Here is an 18,127-nt window from a genome sequence, read left to right as displayed (position 1 = left end):
AGTGTTTTTAAATATTTGTATTTAATTTGTTATTATTCAAATTCCTTCTCGAGTAGAATTGTAACAGGACCGTTGTTCAATAGGCTAACTTTCATGAATGCACCGAACTCGCCGGTTTCAACACCTATCAACTCACTGCATTTTTCAGTGAAGTAATCAAAGAGTTCTGTTGCCTTATCCGGAGCCAATGCCTTGTGGAATGAAGGTCTGTTCTTTTTGGTGTGGGCATACAATGTGAATTGCGGGACTAGAAGAACCTTGCCTTCAATGTCCTTGACTGACCTGTTCATCCTGCCGTTCTCATCCTCAAAGATCCTTAACTTTGCAAGCTTTCCTGCAAGATAATCGGCCTCTCTTGTGGTGTCATTTTCTCCAAAACCCACTAAGACCATCAATCCCTCATCTATTTCGCCAACAATTTCACCTTCAACCTCAACACTGGCGGAAGTAACCCTTTGAACAACTAGCTTCATTTAATCACCTTTTGCAAACTCACCCATGTAATTGACGGGCTCGCCATTTTTAGCCCTATTATAATATTCGGCAGTCGCAGTAAATAAAGCATCCCCTGCTGAGTTAAGTGCAGTTTCACATGAATCCTGAATAACGCCGATGATGAAACCCACCGCAACGACCTGCATTGATATGTCCTGACCTATTCCAAACAATGAGCAGGCCATAGGTATGAGCAATAGAGAACCTCCGGCGACACCTGAAGCACCGCATGCGGCCAAAGTTGAAATAATACACAATATGATAGTGACCGGCAATGGAACGGATATTCCTATAGTGTGACAAGTCGCAAGAGTCATGACAGTGATTGTAATTGCCGCACCTTCCATATTTATTGTAGAACCAAGCGGAATGCTGATTGAAAAGAAATCCCGATCTATTCCAAGCTTTTCACACAGATTCATGTTAACAGGAATGTTTGCAGCCGAACTTCTTGAGAAAAATGCGATGATTCCGCTTTCACGCAGACATGTCAGAACCAATGGGTATGGATTGCGTCTTAATGCAATTCCTGAAATCAAAGGATCAGTTACGAAGGCCACAAACGCAATACATCCTACAAGCAATAAGATTAATTGACCATATTCAGTGAAAATACTTAAACCGCTTTGAGAAACGGAAGTGAACACCAAACCCATAATACCAATAGGAGCACACTGTATAATGAAACGTACAACCTTGGTTACGGCTTCGGCAATATCTGTAATAACGTCCTTTGTGGTGTCGCTTGCAACCATCTTTAAGGCAATTCCCAAAATAATTGACCAGAATAGAATTCCCAGATATTCCCCTTCAGCCAAGGATTTGATTGGATTTGAAAATATTTTTAAAATCATTCCACCAATGACGTCCTGAAGTGCACCTGGAGCTGTAGCGGTACTTGCAGTGGTTAAATGAATTGTTACAGGGAACAGATAACTTCCCATTACAGCAACCATTGCAGAGAGAAAAGTACTGAACAAATAGAATATGATTACTGTTCTGTATCTTGAACCAATACCTGACCGTGCTTTAGAAATAGCTGAAGCAACCAATACAAAAACCAATATAGGGGCAATGGACTTAAGAGCAGTTACAAATATTTCCCCTGGAAATCCAATTATCTTCCATTCAGGAACAAGAAGTCCCAAACTCGCACCAATGACTAAACCAATAATAATTTTTAAAATAAGACTGGACTCTGTCCACTTTTTAATAATATCCATAAAATAACACCTATAAATCAAGGTGAGCCAAAACCTCATCGGTGACATCCATAACTGTATTTGCCGCAGCATAGAATTCCTTTTTCTCAATGTCATTCATATGAATCGGAACAATCATTGCCACGCCTTTTTTGGATATGACAGCCGGGACACCTAATGAAACGTCTTCAACTCTTTCAATTTCCCCATCAAGAAAACTACTAACAGTCAAAACCTTATGAGAATCTGTTATAATTGTAGACATTAAATTGGAAATAGCGAAAGCGGGACCGTATTCTGTCGCTCCCTTTTTAGAAATAATGGTATTACCGGCATTTTTTAGCTGTTCCACAAGAGCCCTGATGTCCAGGTCAACATATTCCACGAAATACTTGAGTGGAATACCCCCAATGGTTGTTGAACTTAAAAGAGGGACCATATGGTCTCCATGTTCACCTATAACCCTTGTATGAACTTCTGAACTGTTAATATCTATTTGCCTTGAGAAATAATTCTTTAACCTTAATGAATCTAAATGGTTTCCGACACCAATGACTTTGCTTTTCTTGAATCCAGAAGCCTTCAGTGCCACTGTGGTCATAACATCCACAGGGTTAGTTGCAACCAATATAATTGAATCCGGAGCATATTCGGCAATCTTTTGGGAATAGTAAGCGACTATTTCCGCATTAGGAATTGCAAGATCCAACCTTTTCATTCCCTTTTCCCGATGAATGCCTGCCGCAATAAGAATAATGTGTGAGCCTGTAAGGTCATTGAAATCACATGAGGGAGTCAGTCTGCAGTCGATATCACGTGCAGCCAGCGCATCGTACATATCATAAGTCTCTCCCTTGGCCTTATCAACACTTTCAGGTCTTGAAAACATAACAATCTCATCAACTGTGTCTTCACGTGCAAGAGTGAATGCAACATTTTTTCCTATTATACCAGTTGATCCTATAATACTAACCTTTACCATGGTTTAATATTGGCTTTTAATATAAAAATAACTTACGAAAAGAAAAAATAATTAGCATAATGGCAAAAAAATTAATTAAAAATTGGATAAAATTAATATAAAACAACAAAATATACTAAATTGTTTAAGGAGATTACATCTTTATATTTTAACATGAACAATATATATTATTAAAGAGTTGATAAAATGGCAGAAGAAGAATTGAAGCTTGAGACAAAATGCTATGACGCTAACGAATACGGCTACCTATACGGCCTTAACCAAAAAATCCCCGATGAGGAATTCGAAAAGGTGAAACCCTATTTCAGAAAATTCAAAAGAATGGATTTCGTAGAGGGCAACGTTCAGGTTACAGGAAGGCCTGAAGGATGGAGATGCCTTGAAAAGGATGTTGCCAAAGTTGAGGAAATCCTTGGAATCACAAACACCCTGGAAAAACGTCAGAACAAGGTCAAAGAGGCATTTGCAGACCCTATCAAAAAGTCAAATCTCATAGACAAGTCATATGAATGGCTGAAATTGCTGTTTGAAAGGACAGGAACACGCCCTGAACAGGACCTGTCAAGGCTTGCGGTTCACTCAACAAAGATATACGACCCTCGTGACAGCTACAAGAACGGTGCCGATGACGGTGAGGGGGAACTGTTCATCTACACTCCACATGGAATGTGGTACATCATCAACAACTCCAATGAATTTGCAGACAAATCATTGAACAACGTTAAAACCGCTCAGGGAGGAGCAGTCGGTCACAGACTGATGTATGATGATTTGGTTGACAGATTGATTAGGATATACACTGAAGAGAATCTGTATACTGGTAAAGACTTATATTAAAGTTCATGCAAAAGTGGAAAAATATATTACAGTTCAAATAATTAAATACATTATTGATAAAATTAAAAATTAATAACTAGATTGTTATTAGGTGGTTTAATTACATGCAAAAAATTATAAATGCACATTGTCACATTTACCCGGAAAAAATCGCAAACAAAGCAGTGCTTGGAATTAGAGACTTTTACGACTTGAACATGTCATTGGACGGTACAGTCGAAGGATTATTGCGTGATGGCGGAAAGGTTGGAGTGACACATTATCTTATTCATTCCGTTGCAACAACACCAAAGCAGGTAGAATCCATTAACGAGTTCATTGCAGATACCGTAAAAGAACGTCCTGACTTGTTTACAGGTTTCGGAACCCTCCATCCAGATAGCGATGACATTCAAGGAGATTTTGATTACTTGATTGAACTGGGCCTTAAAGGCGTTAAGCTACACCCGGATTTCCAGCGCTTTGCAATGAATGAGGAGCGTGCATTTAAGATAGGCGAAGTGGTCCGTGACGGCAAGGTCCCTATGCTTGTTCACTGCGGAGATTTCAGATACAACTATTCAAATCCCGAACAGATTAAGCCGTTTTTAGATGAATTCCCTGAAATTCCTTTTATTGGCGCCCATTTTGCCGGATGGAGCATTTGGGAGGAGGCAACAGAAAAGCTGGCAGGCACACCTAACCTTTATGTCGACTTATGCTCCAGCCTATATGATCTCTCACCGGAAACCGCCGTCAAGTTGATTCATACCTATGGCAGCGACAGGGTGCTTTGGGGCACAGACTATCCAATGTGGGAGTCAGTCAGTGAAATGGAGTACTTCAACAAACTTGATTTGACTGACAGCGAAAGGTCACAAATACTTTACGAAAATGCGGCCAAATTACTTAATATTGATTAAACCCATCACCTCTTTTTTCTCAATTTTCCTTGACAGTTTCATGAAATTAATTGATAGAACTATTTGATTAAGATTAGTTTTAACAAAATTTTAGTATTTTTTAATTTTAACAATTAAGATTAATCTAAACGAACTTTAAAGAATAAAACAAAGGTTTATATATAATTAAAGACTTAATAGTTACTTGCAATTGTGATTTTTGAATGTAGTTCTAATTCAAGGAGGCTAATTATGACTACCTCAAACCCAATACAAATAATCTTAAATGAAAACAAAACAAATTCACCAATGGTAAATATAGACATAATAAAAAGTCCAATGAAATATGAGATTCTAGAGTTGTTAAGACACGGCGAAATGAATTTCGAAGACATTGTGGAAAACACAAAGAAATCAAAGGCAAGTATCTCCATGCATTTAAGGGATTTAAGAAAGGAAGGCATAGTAAACTACAAGGCCGACCTAACAGACAATAGAAAAAAGATTTTCTATTTAAACTCCGATTTTCTAGGATCAATAAATACCAACAACACAAAAACCCTAAAAAAAGACCAAACCAAATCATTAATCGATGAATTCATTGAAAAAGGCGATGTGGAATACATAATTCTCTTAACACACACCTGCAAATCATTATTGCTTGAATTTGGAATGGACATATCCCCCGTACTTCAAAAAATCGGCAACCATATTGGGGAATACCTATTCAGCCAACTTAAGGATGACGATTTAGATACATTCACCAAAAACATTTCAAAATACTGGCTTAAAAACAATCTGGGAGAATTAACCTTCAACATTAACAATAATATTGAAATAACATGTACAGACTGTTTTGAATCAAAAGACTCAGCGATAATTGGAAAACCAAGCTGTTATCTTGAAAAGGGAATGCTGGAAAAGCTATTCAACATGTATTTCAATTTTGACTTGAACATCGATGAGATTATGTGTTACTCAATGGGCGATGGAAAATGCGTCTATCAACTTCAACCGTAATAATCTTCAAAAAAAGAATAAAATAGTTTTTACTATTTTATTTTTCTTATTTTTTAAATGCATTGGCTGCAGGCGGTGTCAATAGGCCTTCATCAATCATTGCATCAACTTCTTCCTGGCTAAACCATCCGAATTCATCATGCTCTTCACTTATTTTGACATCTTCGCTCTCGCAAGTGACCTTCATGATCAATTGAATTGATTTTACCTCTTCGGATGTTTTGCATGCGGTATAGTCATTTCTAACTACATTGTATAATGAAACGATATCTATTTCCAAACCTGTTTCCTCAAGGTATTCCCTTTTCAAGGCATTATCGAAAAACTCGCATTTCTTAACCTTTCCACCTGGAATTTCCCATTTGCCTGCATCATGAGCAGATTTGGAGCGGACCTTCAAAAGCAGAAATTTGCCGTCATGTTCGCAAATTCCCCTTACTGTTAATCCCCACATTGTTGACATGAAAATTCTTCCTAAAAAAAATAATTAAGTGAAATATGATTATTTCACTATTTCATTGCTTTTTCAACAGCTACAGCGACAGCCACGCTAGCTCCAACCATAGGATTGTTACCCATACCAATCAATCCCATCATTTCCACATGGGCAGGTACGGATGATGATCCTGCAAATTGAGCGTCTGAGTGCATACGGCCTAAGGTATCGGTCATACCATAGGATGCCGGACCCGCTGCCATGTTATCAGGGTGCAGGGTTCTTCCTGTTCCTCCACCTGAAGCTACGGAGAAGTATTTCTTGCCTTGCAAGATACATTCTTTCTTATATGTTCCAGCTACAGGATGTTGGAAACGTGTAGGATTGGTTGAGTTACCGGTAATTGATACGTCAACACCTTCCAAATGCATGATTGCCACACCTTCACGCACATCATCGGCACCATAACATCTGACCTTCGCCCTTTCACCATCTGAATATGCCTTTTCCTTAACTACTTTCACTTCACCTGTGAAGTAGTCAAATTCAGTTTCAACATGAGTGAATCCGTTGATTCTTGAAATGATTAATGCAGCATCCTTTCCGAGTCCGTTCAATATTACTCTTAATGGTTTTTCACGAACTTCATTTGCGGAGTTTGCGATTCCGATAGCTCCTTCAGCGGCTGCAAAACTTTCGTGACCTGCAAGGAATGCGAAACATTCACTTTCATCACTCAATAACATTGATGCAAGGTTACCATGTCCTAAACCAACTTGCCTGTCATCTGCAACACTTCCAGGAATACAGAATGCCTGTAGCCCTTCACCTATAGCCTTTGCGGCATCGGAAGCCTTTGTGCATCCCTGTTTAATTGCTATTGCTGCACCTAAGGTATATGCCCAGCATGCATTTTCAAAGCAGATTGGCTGTACGCCCTTAACAATTTCGTATGGGTCAAATCCTTTATCGAGACATATTTGTTTTGCCTCTTCAAGGTCTTTGATGTCATATTTTTCAAGGACTGGAGTGATCTGGTCGATTCTTCTTTCATAACTTTCAAATAAACTCATATTCATTCACTCCTTGGATCTATTTTTTTAACTGCATCATCAAATCTTCCGTATTGACCTGTTGCCTTTTCAATTGCTTCCAATGGGTCAACACCATCTTTGATGGCATCCAACATTACTCCCAGGTTGATGTACTTGTAACCTATGATTTCATTATCCTCATCAAGGCCAATTTCAGTGATATATCCTTCAGTGAGTTCCAGATATCTCGGACCTTTTTCCTTTGTTGAGTAGATTGTTCCAACTTGGCTTCTGTGACCTTTTCCCAAATCCTCAAGTCCGGCACCAATCTGAAGGCCGCCTTCTGAAAATGCGGATTGGGTTCTTCCGTAAACAATCTGTAGGAACAGTTCGCGCATTGCTGTGTTTATTGCATCGCATACAAGGTCGGTGTTCAATGCTTCAAGGATTGTTTTTCCGACAAGTATTTCACCGGCCATAGCGGCTGAGTGGGTCATTCCAGAACAACCCAATGTTTCCACCAATGCCTCTTCAATAATGCCTTCTTTAACGTTTAATGTTAATTTGCAGCATCCTTGCTGTGGTGCACACCATCCAATTCCATGAGTGAAACCGGAAATGTCTCCGATTTGTTTTGCTTTAACCCATTTACCCTCTTCAGGTATTGGAGCAGGGTCATGATTTGCACCTTTGCGAACAGGACACATATTTTCTACTTCTGTTGAATATATCATCTTCTTTCTCCAAAATTTTTTTACTGAATAAATATATTTGTTTTTTAATTAATGTATTTTATGAAAAAATCACTGTTCAAAAATGTAATAAATATCTTACTTTTTTTACTAATTATTTAAGTAACATGAAAAAAATATAATTAATTGGTGATTATCAATGAGTTTCATTGTTGTTTTAGCAAAAATTACACCAAAAAAAGGTTGTAGGGATACCATTGTCGAAATTTCACAAGAGTTAATTGAAACCACTTTATCTGAAGAAGGTAATATTGACTACCAATTATTACAATCAACAGATGACGACACCTTGACTTTTGTTGAAAAATGGGAATCTCCTGAAGCTTTGCAAAAACATATGGCTTCACCTCACTTCCAAAATTTTGGTGGCGAAAGCGCAGACTTTGTTGAAAATATGGAAATTCAAGTTTTAAATGCCGATGAAGTAAAATTATGATTTAGTGTAGATGACTAAATTCATATTTTCTTTTTTTCTTTTTTAATACCATAATCTTAAAGATTTGATTGAATATATTAATTTGATTTTGGCAACCCCTATAATAATCACAGCTCTTTTTATTAATTATTAATGTAAAAATTTATTAGAAATTAACATCTAATTATCATTATGAAAATCTTCATTAATCTTGACAGCGAGAATCAGAAATCAGTTCAGACAAAAGAGCAGATTATCAAGCTGGCTGAAAGCCTTAAGATTGAAATAGCAAGTGATGTCCATGAATGTGATATCCTTTTTTCCATTGGAGGGGACGGAACATTTCTGAAAACCGCTAGACTATCATCACAAAAGCCAATACTAGGAATCAACACCGGAACATTAGGTTATCTTACCGAAATCAATCCGCAGGATGTTGAAAAGGCCTTGAAAGACATCATTAATGACAACTTTTACATCGAGGACAGGATGATGCTTGAAGGTGAAATAATCAGGACAACCGGCGAGGTGATTGGGATACCTGAATCGCTGAACGAGATAGCAATCTCAAAGAACATATTCGGGGTTGTCAGATTCGATGCGATAATCAATGGAAAAGTGATCAACTCATACACCGCCGACGGAATCCTTGTATGCACACCAACAGGCTCAACCGCATACAACCTCTCATGCAGCGGCCCTATTGTCGATCCTACCGCCGAGATAATAACTCTTACACCAATAGCTCCACACACAATCATCAACAGGAGCATAATCATTTCCGACAATTCCGAAGTGGAACTGAAAATAACCGAAATTAGAAGAAACACCCAGTGTTACGTGCTGTATGACGGACAGGAAATAGAGGTGTTCAACGGAGACACCATTAAAGTCAGAAAGTCAGACAAGGTAACAAAAATAATTAAATTAGAGGATAGAAGCTTCATCGACACTATCCGTGAAAACATCAGTTAACTGTAATGCAGTCGTTGGGACAAATCGCAACGCAAACCCTGCATGTTTTGCAGACCTGCGCATCCCTTACGGAACATGCATCATCGATTATCTGCAGGACATTGTTTGGACATGCAATAGCACATTTCTCACATCCTCCGCACTCGTCAGTGTTGATGTCAATGTGGCATTGCTCCACAACCTCTTCCTTGCTTTCCTTTTTACCCCTTCTGAAAAGTGAACCTAGACCCATATTATCTTTAATTTAAAAAAATAGTAATGAATAGGTTTAGAATTTTAAACCTAATTCATAAGCTTCTTTTAGTTTGTCTTCTTGCTCTTCTGCAACAATACCTGCAGGACCTGCACTGCCCGCATCCACATGTCCAAGCACTTCATATCCCATGAAAGTGAATGGTGAGAATTTGGTTAATTCAATGTATTGTTCGTAAGTCCCTTCAGGTTGGTTTTCAGTGAAGATTAATGCCGCTTTACCGGATAAGCTCTTATCGGGGTTTTGGCCGATTGCATAGAACCTGTCTATGATTAATTTACCTTGAGCGGACATTTGTCCGTAATAGATTGGAGTTGAAAAGATTACTCCATCAGCGTCAACCAATGCGTCGATGATTTCGTTACCGTCGTCTGCCCTTACGCATTCAGGGTGTTCAGCACAGTACATGCATGCTTTACATGGTGCGATTTCCTTATCTTCAAGGTAGTATTTGACTACTTCCCCGCCGTTTTCTTCAATTCCTTTTATCATTTCATCCATTAATACGTCACAATTTCCACCTTTACGTGGACTTGCTTGAAGTGCTATGATTTTCATTTAACTACTCTCCACAAAATTAATTGTAATTAATAATATATACATTAAACATTAAATAAATTATTGTTATACTATCCTTTACAGATTAGGTGTTTTATGATGAAAATATCCGTCGTTATTCCAGTTTACAATATTGAAGACTATTTGAGTGAATGTCTAGACAGCATTGTCAATCAAAGCCTTGAAGACATTGAAATAATATGCGTCAATGACGGGTCAACCGACGGTTCTCTTGATATTCTAAAGGAGTATGAAAGCAAAGATTCAAGAGTGAAAATCATCTCACAGGAAAACAAGGGAATAGGAAATGCGCGAAACACCGCCCTTGAATATGCCAAGGGAGAATATGTCTATTTTATTGACGGTGACGACACCCTTGAGTTGGACGCACTTGAAAGGCTGTACGATTTGAACATTGAAAAGAATGCCGATTTCATCATATTCAAGATAAGCAACTTCAATGGGGAGACAGGCGAAAGGATAAACGACGAATACTACACCATGCCCTACTTAAAAGACCGTGTTGGTGAAGATGCATTCAATTATGATGATGTCAGAGATATGGCACTTGATTTGTGCGTGTGTAGCCCTGGAAATATCTTTAAGAGAGAATTCATTGAGGAAATTAGATTTCCAGAAGGGCTTTTGTTTGAAGACAATGTTTTCTTCACACATGCAATATTTAAAGCCGATAGAATCCTCTTTTATGATGAGTTCCTATACAACCGCCGCCAAAGACCGGATTCGACATCAACGCATCTAACGGTAAAATCGCTTGACACAATTGAAATCACCAACCTGCTGCTTGACCTTTGCTCCCAGTTCAATCATCCTAAACATAAGGGAGCGCTCTACTACAGGATATTCCACAATATCTACAACATATTCAAACAGGCCGACCCCTCCCAAAAGGAGGAATTCTTTGAAAGGATCAAATATGAGTATCTCAAAAATAAGGACAAGTGGGAAAGCGATGACTTTTTTGCAAATAATCTGAAAGATGAATACAGGCACATGTTCAACTGTGCAATCAAATCAAAAAATGCCACACGCTTTGAAAAATGCGTTGACAGTTTCAACAAAGAAAGCAAACTACAAAAAGTAAGGAATAAAATTTATGAAATTATCTAAATCAAAAATCAACACCTACTTGAAATGTCCACTTGAGTTCAAATTCCAATACATCGATGAGATTGAATCCGAACCGAACAAATACATGGCTCTAGGCAGCGACGTCCATTTGATAGCCGAGAAATTTGCCGACAAGTTTGGGGATGACCTAGACAATGTCGACATTGACAATGAACTGTTTAAAATCGCCCATGAGCTTGACCTGAGTTATGATCTGGCCAACCACATCGAAAATCTTGGATTGTTCTTCAAGGAAGTGTTCGTTGATGGGGACTACAAGCTTTACAGCCAGGAAGAGTACCTCCTAGATGAGGAACACCGCTTTTCCGGTATCTGCGACATCATTCTTGAAGATGAAAACGGGGATTTGATTGTTATCGACTACAAGACAGGCAATTCCAGTTCCTTTTCCAAATACCGTCGGGAGTTATGCTATTACAAGCTTCTTGTAGAGAATGTCTATGAAAGGAATGTTTCAACAGTTGGTGTGTTCTTCACCAAAAACGGCCGTTTGAGATTGCTTGATGTGTGTGATGAGGAAAACAAACGCAAGTTTCTGCATTCCCGTGAAATCGATGAGGCAATCGACACGTTTTATTTTGTTAGAAGTGAGGTAAATAAGGGAAACTTTTATGCAAAACCCCAGTTTTTATGCAAATTCTGTACATATAAGGATATCTGTGACCATTACTATTAAAAATTTAGGCATGCCTAAAAATTTATATACTATATTTTCCAACATATAACATGAAATAACAATCCAATTATGGAGGAAAAATTATATGAATTTAGAAGGCGTAGAAAAAACCATGCTTTTGACAATATACACAAAAGCGAAGCACTCACAAGAAAAGAATCACAAATTCTATGACAGCAAGGCCATTGAAGTAATATCAAAAATAGATTATGATTTCACAATGGCCGAAAAAGACAAGATGATGCAAATGGGAGTGATTGGAAGGACAATCGTTCTTGACAGCATGGTAAGCGAATACATAAGCAAACATCCTGACTGCACAATAGTAAATATCGCTTCAGGAATGGACACCCGTTTCAACAGGTTAGACAACGGCAAAATCAAATGGTACAATGTGGATTTGGAAAATTCAGCCAAATTCAGACTGGAATACCTGCCGGATACAGAAAGAGTCACCACACTTGCATACTCAGCAATGGATTCAAAGTGGGCGAGTGAAATCGAGGCAAGTGAAGATATGCTGTTCATCATTGAAGGATTGACAATGTACCTTACCGAACAGGACAATTCCGAGATTTTAAGAATCATTGATGACAATTTCGACTCATGCACCATTTTTACCGAAATCATGCCTCCGGTTTCAGTTGAAAATACAAAAGAGGTCTCAGTTGAGGAGACAAATTCCGAATTTATCTGGGGACTTAAAAGCGGCAGGGAACTGACCGGATTAAACAGACATTTCAGATGGGTCAAGGACGTTAACCTCTTTGATGGAGTCAATGTCTACAAACCAATTTATAGATTATTCACATGGTTCCCGTTACTGAAAAAAAGAATGGATTACATAGCTGTGCTGGAAAAATAAGTTTTCCTGTGCAGCCTAAAAAATTTAAAAATAAAAAAAAGAATGAAGTTATGAGGATACTTCCTCAGCTTCATCAAAATCTACTTTTTCACCTAATATTCTAAGTCCGATGAACATTACAATAATACCCATTACACCACAGACGTACCATGGGACACCGAATCCTGCTGGGATGTATCCGAATACTACAGCTACAATAGCTACAAAGATAGCGTAATAGATTTGTGTTTGAACGTGATCAATGTGGTTACAACTTGTTCCCATGGATGAGAGAATTGTTGTATCGGAAATCGGTGAACAGTGGTCCCCGAAAATCGCACCAGTCAATACACCACTTGTACAAACGATTGTAAAGCTCATGTCACCAGTACTTACAGCCCATGCTAAAGGAATAGCCAAAGGCATTAAGATACTCATGGTACCGTATGCAGTACCGGTTGCAAATGAAATCAAAGCGCCTAAAATAAAGATCAATGAAGGAACAATCCATGCAGGAATTGTACTGCTTAGAATACCTACAAGGTAATCAGCGGTACCGACTTCACCGATAACTCCACCTAAGGACCAAGCGAGAAGCAAGATTACACCGGTAATAACGATGGTTTTCATACCACCAATCCACTCGGAGATAGCGTCCTCGATGGTTAGGATTTGTTCACCGACAGCCATTACGATTGCTACAATGGAAGCTAATAATGCTGCTTGGAACAATGCTACGGATGCATCGGATTGAGATAATGCCTGGAAGATACCATCAAATGATAAAGGAGCAGTTTGCATTAAAGTTATGAGAGCTTGGTCTTCTCCACCTAGAATGGTGGTGTATCCACTCCAGTAGAATGCAATTAATGCACCTATGATTAAGGTTCCAATAGGAATAATCGCATTCCAAACGGATAATTTGACTCCTTCAACAGGTTTGACTTCATCAAATCCAGGAGCTTCAGGAACGATAATCTCTTCATCTTCTTTTCTAGCACGTGCTCTTTGTTCTGCTTTTTTCATTGGACCGAATTCGTATAAGGTAAGTGCAGATATTACGATAAATATTAAGATAAATATGTTATAGAATCTGTATGGAATAGTCTGCAAGAATATTCCGAATCCTGTTACGTTAGTTACACCGACTGATTGGAAACCAGCAGCGATTAAACTAATTTCTAATCCAATCCATGTTGAAATGATTGCAATTCCCGCTACAGGAGCTGCAGTTGCGTCCACAACAAACGCTAATTTTTCTCTTGATACTTTAAGTTTGTCCATAACAGGTCTCATAATAGGACCTACAATAAGGGAGTTTGCATAATCGTCAAAGAATACACATAAACCTAAAATCCATGTGAATAATTGAGCTTTTCTTGGAGTGTCTGCTCTTTTAGCAAATGCGTCTGCAAGAGCTTTTGCCCCACCCATTTTTGTTATCAGCTGGATTACCCCACCAATAAGTAGACATTGAAGAATAATACCTGCATTCCAAGGATCAGCCATACAACTGATGACTTGTGAACCTAAGTTTAGGAATGCGTTGACTATTGTGGAAATGATATTCAAATCATTTGAACATAACATGAATTCTCCAACGAATACACCGATGAAAAGGGATAAAACTGTCTCTTTTGTTATGAATGCCAATATAATAGCAACAAGTGGCGGTAATAAAGTTAATATACCGAATCTGACAGAGTTATCTGCATCAGCAGGTGTTGTTGAAATCCATAATGATAAAATAAACAGGAGTATAATTGAAACAGCTGCAATTAAACCCAATCTCATTTTGTCATTCATTTATTATCACACCAAATTTTCCTATACATAGATTAAATTTAAAAATAAGTTAATTTTAACATTAACTTAAAAACATGTACACTTTAATATTGTTTTTAATAATATAAAAAGATTATAATTTAATTTTGTAATTAAAATTGAATATGGTTTAAGTTTTAGAATAAAATAATTAAAGAACCTGCAAAATTGGGAATTGAAATTTATTGATACATGAAAAAAATTGAATGAAAAATAAAAAAACGTATACTTTAAAAAAGTATTACTCGAAATACCAATTCTGCTATGAAAAGAAAAAAAGAAATAAATTTACATCTATTTCTTCACAGTGATTTTATTTGAAATCTTAACCTTGCCATAGCTTGTTTTGATGGTGTATTTTCCCGCCTTAAGTTTCTTGACTCTGATTTTGGCAATGCCCTTCTTATTGGTTTTTGCGGTGTATTTCTTGTTTTTGATTTTAAATGTAATCTTTTTACCTTTCAAAGCCTTTCCCTTGGAATTGACAAGTTTAGCAGTAAATGTTAAAACCTTGCCCTTTTTAATTGACTTGTTCTTGGCGGTTAGTGTAGGCTTGATTTTTATTTTATTGGAAACCTTGAATCCCTTATAATCAACAGTTACGGAGTATGTTTTAGCTGCCAACTTATTCAATTGGACACTGGCAAAGCCGTTTTTATCGCTTTTGGCAGTGTATGACTTTCCACCAATCATGATTTTGATGGACTCTCCTTTAAGGACATTTCCGTTGTCGCCATAAACTCTGACCCTAAAGACGTTATTTGCCCCATAGTACATGACAATATTTTGATTGTCGCTCAAGCGAGGAGAAATCTGAATCACTTGGGAAACATTATCGTTGTTAACAGGATTTATAAGGACCAAATCATATTTTCCAACCTTCAATCTTATATTGAATGTAATTGATCCATCAGCATCGCTTGTCAGATTATACTGTTCATTGTTTAAGTTTAAAATCATTGTCTTTCCCACAATCGGATTGCCGAACTGGTCGGATAAAACAATTCTGTAATCTGAATTGTAGGTATAAACATTATTCTTGGCCAATTCCACATTCAACAGGATTTCCAACTCATAACTGCTCTGGGAGGAATTGTAATCATCTCCATTATATGATACATCAATGTCATATATTCCATCTAATAAATCAATCGGCACTTCAACCTTTCCGTCATCCACCTTGAAGACTTGGACATTGCCGTTTATATTGACGCTGACCTCACCTGATTTAACGGGATTGTTGAACTGATCTTCAACACTTATCTCAATAGTGCCATTGGCAACGCTTACTGTTGTTGTGGTATTGTAATCCGCCAGCACAGTAAACGCCTTGATGCATGCCACTTGTGACTTGTATGTATGCAACGCATATGTTTTTGACAGATAGAAAAGATCCTGCCAGTTAACACCATCATAGCTTACATAAGATATTTCAGGATAATAAATGGCCTTGTTGAGTGCTGCAATCTCGGAAATCGGAACACTGGATAACCTGTCACTGGTAGTGTTGAACACTATCTCAAAGACATCACCGGCATACAACGGAACGATATCATCAAGATGGAAGGTGTAATACCCCGCCTGTGAACTTCCGCTTTTTGTTGTCATCAAAACACTGTTTACATAAACGGACACTGTCCAGTTGGTTAACTTCTCAAAGTATGTTGAAACGCCGGAGAGGATTTCGTTTCCGCCGGCTGTGAACTTGTTCTTGTACCAGACCTCAGTCCTGTCGTCATGCAGATAGTCTGTTTTTCCGGCAATGTCATATTGATAGTTCTTATCATATTTGACAGTGTCATTTAAAACGAAAGTGTAGGCTATTCCCTCAACACCTGGCTTTGCAAAGGATTCATCATAATATGAGACATAGAAGTATCCGTTGTCTCCCCAATTAGGGCCCCAGCTGTTCTTTACAATCCATGCCCCGTCGCCGTCGGCATAGCTTCCGAAATAGAAGTTGTCCCTTGAATAGTTGTCGTCCCATCCGACAATTGTAACAGCATGGTTTGATGGGTATAATGCCCATGTGAAATAGTCCTTGCCGTTGTTCAGGTAATATGTGTCAAAGTAAATGGATGTTCCGACAGCCCCATATTTCAATATTGCAGTCTTTATTGCATCATTGTCCGTGTAGTTGTCCCTTTTTAAGAACAATATGTTCTGGATGTGCAAGATGCTGCTTAAAACAGGGGACAGAACTGATTTGTCGTCGAACACATCAGATGATTCGTTGACAGGACCAAGCCAGCTTGCAAAATATCCGAACGGCATGGAATCGTATCCTCCTTCATTGGTGTCCATTTTCCATCCGTAATCGGAATAAAGTGCAATGAGGTTTTTCATGTTTTCCTCTGAAAGGTCAAATTCCATTCCTGTCGCTTTTTTAAGGCAGGATTCCAGAACTGCCATTGCTGTGAATGCCCAACAGTTACCGCTTGACTGCTGGTCTTTCACCATGGTTACAAATCCATCATCCACCAGGCTGTAACGGCTTGGAATATCGATTATCTCCTCATCAGATATTAAATAATTGGTATAGTTTCCGTTTCCAATATTTGCATTTAGGTCTGAAGTGTCGAAGTAATCCTTATTTATCGGCGCATTATTGTTTTTATAAGTGTTTCCTGTTAGTGATAGGCGTAAGTTATTCAGGAGTGAAAATATTGCACCGCCCTGGATGTTTGCCTCGTTTCCTTCAAAAATGTTGGATATCAACAGCAAATCTGATGAATTGTCAATATATATTGCTCCACCGTTTCTTGCTGAATTGTTATTGTAATATCCGTTTGTTGAAGAGAACTTGCCGTACATATGATAAATAGCTCCGCCATCCCATTTTGCGGAACTGTTGACGACAGTGACATGATTCAGCCTCACATCACCATTGAGAGTTGTTATCGCTCCTCCAAATGTTGCGGAACATTTTACGAAATCGCAGTAGCTTATTGTGACTGGAGATGACTTGACATATATTGCACCTCCCGCATCATCTATGGAATAAGCCCTGATGAATTTTGATTTTGAAACTGCCACGTTCAATGTGTTTTCACATGCTATGGCTCCGCCGAAGTTATATGCATAGTTATTGATGAATTGTGAATCTGATATGCTCAAGTAACCTGCGCCCATGTAAATCGCTCCGCCATAAACGGCATATCCCTCATTGAATGTGCAGTTTGCTATTGTCACTTTGGAATTGGCATTGGCGTCTGATGTGTAGATTGCTCCACCGTAATTGTTTCCATAACTGTCCGCCTTACTACCATATCCATAATTAAAAATTGAATTTGTCGCATTAACGCTTCCATGATTGGTTATTGACATGTCGGTTAATGTAACGTTGGTTAAAGATAAGAATGAGTTAACAGTGAATCCTACTCCATCATATTTAATGACCGTTTTTGTCGGAGTGGATCCGATGATATTTACCTTTTCAATTGTCTTTGAATCGTCCAAAACGTATTCACCGTCAGTCAGGTGAATGTTACAGTTTCCCTTAATCCTCTCTGCAGTCAGATATTTATATGGATTTTGAGAGGTTCCATCACCATTGTCGTCTTCCAGTGATGAATTGAAATAATAGTCATTACTTGCAGCCAAAGTATCTTCATCAACCATTGAAATAGCTGTTTGAACATCCTCAATTTCGGTCAAATCATTGGTTTGGTTTTCCATCGCATGACTTGACGGAATAATGAATATCAAGACCAACAGCCCAATCAACAATAATTTATGATGTCTAATCAATTTCATTCCTCCGAAAAAAAATAAAAAAAGAAAATAGAGAT

At 38.1% G+C, this 18,127-nt stretch carries 18 protein-coding genes; 8 read left to right on the top strand and 10 right to left on the bottom strand.

Annotated features, from left to right (window positions below; genetic code table 11):
• Nucleotides 1–32: 32 nt before the first annotated feature.
• The 3 genes from dtd to MBBTH_RS03700 are packed head-to-tail and all read right to left on the bottom strand — an operon-like array spanning nt 33 to nt 2,679.
• Nucleotides 33–473 carry a D-aminoacyl-tRNA deacylase gene (gene dtd / locus MBBTH_RS03710; protein ID WP_116591711.1) on the bottom strand — a complete coding sequence of 147 codons (441 nt, stop codon included), beginning with the start codon at nt 471–473 and terminating at the stop codon, nt 33–35.
• The gene (sstT, locus tag MBBTH_RS03705) at nt 474–1,718 is read right to left on the bottom strand and encodes a serine/threonine transporter SstT (protein WP_116591710.1); all 1,245 of its coding nucleotides are present in this window, start codon (nt 1,716–1,718) and stop codon (nt 474–476) included.
• A 10-nt stretch (nt 1,719–1,728) separates the two neighbouring features.
• Nucleotides 1,729–2,679, bottom strand: a complete 951-nt coding sequence (locus MBBTH_RS03700) for a malate dehydrogenase (RefSeq protein WP_116591709.1) — start codon at nt 2,677–2,679, stop codon at nt 1,729–1,731.
• A gap of 186 nt (nt 2,680–2,865) precedes the next feature.
• On the opposite strand from MBBTH_RS03700, the gene MBBTH_RS03695 reads away from it, so the two are divergent.
• The 3 genes from MBBTH_RS03695 (at nt 2,866) to MBBTH_RS03685 (ending at nt 5,417) form a co-directional block, all read left to right on the top strand.
• On the top strand, nt 2,866–3,516 hold the full coding sequence (locus MBBTH_RS03695; RefSeq protein ID WP_116591708.1) for a hypothetical protein: 651 nt from the start codon (nt 2,866–2,868) through the stop codon (nt 3,514–3,516).
• A gap of 104 nt (nt 3,517–3,620) precedes the next feature.
• Nucleotides 3,621–4,418, top strand: coding sequence for an amidohydrolase family protein (locus MBBTH_RS03690; RefSeq protein WP_116591707.1), 798 nt, complete (start codon nt 3,621–3,623; stop codon nt 4,416–4,418).
• 231 nt (nt 4,419–4,649) lie between these two features.
• Nucleotides 4,650–5,417 (top strand): ArsR family transcriptional regulator, encoded by a 768-nt coding sequence (locus MBBTH_RS03685; RefSeq protein WP_116591706.1) that lies wholly within the window; start codon nt 4,650–4,652, stop codon nt 5,415–5,417.
• A gap of 46 nt (nt 5,418–5,463) precedes the next feature.
• Here the strand turns inward: MBBTH_RS03685 and MBBTH_RS03680 are convergent, their stop codons facing one another.
• From MBBTH_RS03680 to MBBTH_RS03670, 3 genes are read right to left on the bottom strand one after another with little or no spacing between them, the layout of a single operon-like run.
• The gene (locus MBBTH_RS03680; RefSeq protein ID WP_116591705.1) at nt 5,464–5,880 is read right to left on the bottom strand and encodes an NUDIX hydrolase; all 417 of its coding nucleotides are present in this window, start codon (nt 5,878–5,880) and stop codon (nt 5,464–5,466) included.
• 47 nt (nt 5,881–5,927) lie between these two features.
• Complete coding sequence (locus tag MBBTH_RS03675; protein ID WP_116591704.1) at nt 5,928–6,926, bottom strand: GGGtGRT protein; 999 nt, start codon at nt 6,924–6,926, stop codon at nt 5,928–5,930.
• A gap of 2 nt (nt 6,927–6,928) precedes the next feature.
• Nucleotides 6,929–7,621, bottom strand: coding sequence for an iron-sulfur cluster assembly scaffold protein (locus tag MBBTH_RS03670; protein WP_116591703.1), 693 nt, complete (start codon nt 7,619–7,621; stop codon nt 6,929–6,931).
• A 157-nt stretch (nt 7,622–7,778) separates the two neighbouring features.
• Between MBBTH_RS03670 and MBBTH_RS03665 the strand changes: the two genes are divergently transcribed.
• Nucleotides 7,779–8,075: a putative quinol monooxygenase gene (locus MBBTH_RS03665; RefSeq protein ID WP_116591702.1), complete on the top strand. Its 297-nt coding sequence runs from the start codon at nt 7,779–7,781 to the stop codon at nt 8,073–8,075.
• 171 nt (nt 8,076–8,246) lie between these two features.
• On the top strand, nt 8,247–9,029 hold the full coding sequence (locus MBBTH_RS03660) for an NAD(+)/NADH kinase (protein WP_116591701.1): 783 nt from the start codon (nt 8,247–8,249) through the stop codon (nt 9,027–9,029).
• Here the strand turns inward: MBBTH_RS03660 and MBBTH_RS03655 are convergent.
• Nucleotides 9,022–9,261: a 4Fe-4S binding protein gene (locus MBBTH_RS03655; protein WP_116591700.1), complete on the bottom strand. Its 240-nt coding sequence runs from the start codon at nt 9,259–9,261 to the stop codon at nt 9,022–9,024. The two genes, MBBTH_RS03660 and MBBTH_RS03655, sit on opposite strands and share 8 nt — an antisense overlap.
• Before the next feature lie 36 nt (nt 9,262–9,297).
• The gene (locus MBBTH_RS03650; RefSeq protein WP_116591699.1) at nt 9,298–9,840 is read right to left on the bottom strand and encodes a flavodoxin family protein; all 543 of its coding nucleotides are present in this window, start codon (nt 9,838–9,840) and stop codon (nt 9,298–9,300) included.
• A 96-nt stretch (nt 9,841–9,936) separates the two neighbouring features.
• Between MBBTH_RS03650 and MBBTH_RS03645 the strand changes: the two genes are divergently transcribed.
• The 3 genes from MBBTH_RS03645 to MBBTH_RS03635 all read left to right on the top strand — a co-directional run bounded on the left by MBBTH_RS03645 (nt 9,937) and on the right by MBBTH_RS03635 (nt 12,533).
• Complete coding sequence (locus MBBTH_RS03645; RefSeq protein WP_116591698.1) at nt 9,937–10,971, top strand: glycosyltransferase family 2 protein; 1,035 nt, start codon at nt 9,937–9,939, stop codon at nt 10,969–10,971.
• The gene (locus MBBTH_RS03640; protein WP_116591697.1) at nt 10,958–11,668 is read left to right on the top strand and encodes a RecB family exonuclease; all 711 of its coding nucleotides are present in this window, start codon (nt 10,958–10,960) and stop codon (nt 11,666–11,668) included. Before MBBTH_RS03645 ends, MBBTH_RS03640 begins: the two co-directional genes overlap by 14 nt.
• An 85-nt stretch (nt 11,669–11,753) precedes the next feature.
• Entirely contained in the window at nt 11,754–12,533 is a 780-nt protein-coding gene (locus MBBTH_RS03635) for a class I SAM-dependent methyltransferase (protein ID WP_116591696.1), read from the top strand.
• 48 nt (nt 12,534–12,581) lie between these two features.
• On the opposite strand, the gene MBBTH_RS03630 is transcribed toward MBBTH_RS03635, so the two are convergent.
• Both MBBTH_RS03630 and MBBTH_RS03625 read right to left on the bottom strand, forming a co-directional pair.
• On the bottom strand, nt 12,582–14,318 hold the full coding sequence (locus MBBTH_RS03630; RefSeq protein WP_116591695.1) for a Na+/H+ antiporter NhaC family protein: 1,737 nt from the start codon (nt 14,316–14,318) through the stop codon (nt 12,582–12,584).
• A gap of 312 nt (nt 14,319–14,630) precedes the next feature.
• Nucleotides 14,631–18,092 carry a C1 family peptidase gene (locus MBBTH_RS03625; protein WP_116591694.1) on the bottom strand — a complete coding sequence of 1,154 codons (3,462 nt, stop codon included), beginning with the start codon at nt 18,090–18,092 and terminating at the stop codon, nt 14,631–14,633.
• Nucleotides 18,093–18,127 lie beyond the last annotated feature (35 nt).

Source organism: Methanobrevibacter thaueri (genome assembly GCF_003111625.1).
Taxonomy (GTDB): Archaea; Methanobacteriota; Methanobacteria; order Methanobacteriales; family Methanobacteriaceae; genus Methanocatella; species Methanocatella thaueri.
Note: the sequence above shows the minus strand (reverse complement) of the source record. Positions and strands in the feature narration are given on the sequence as shown.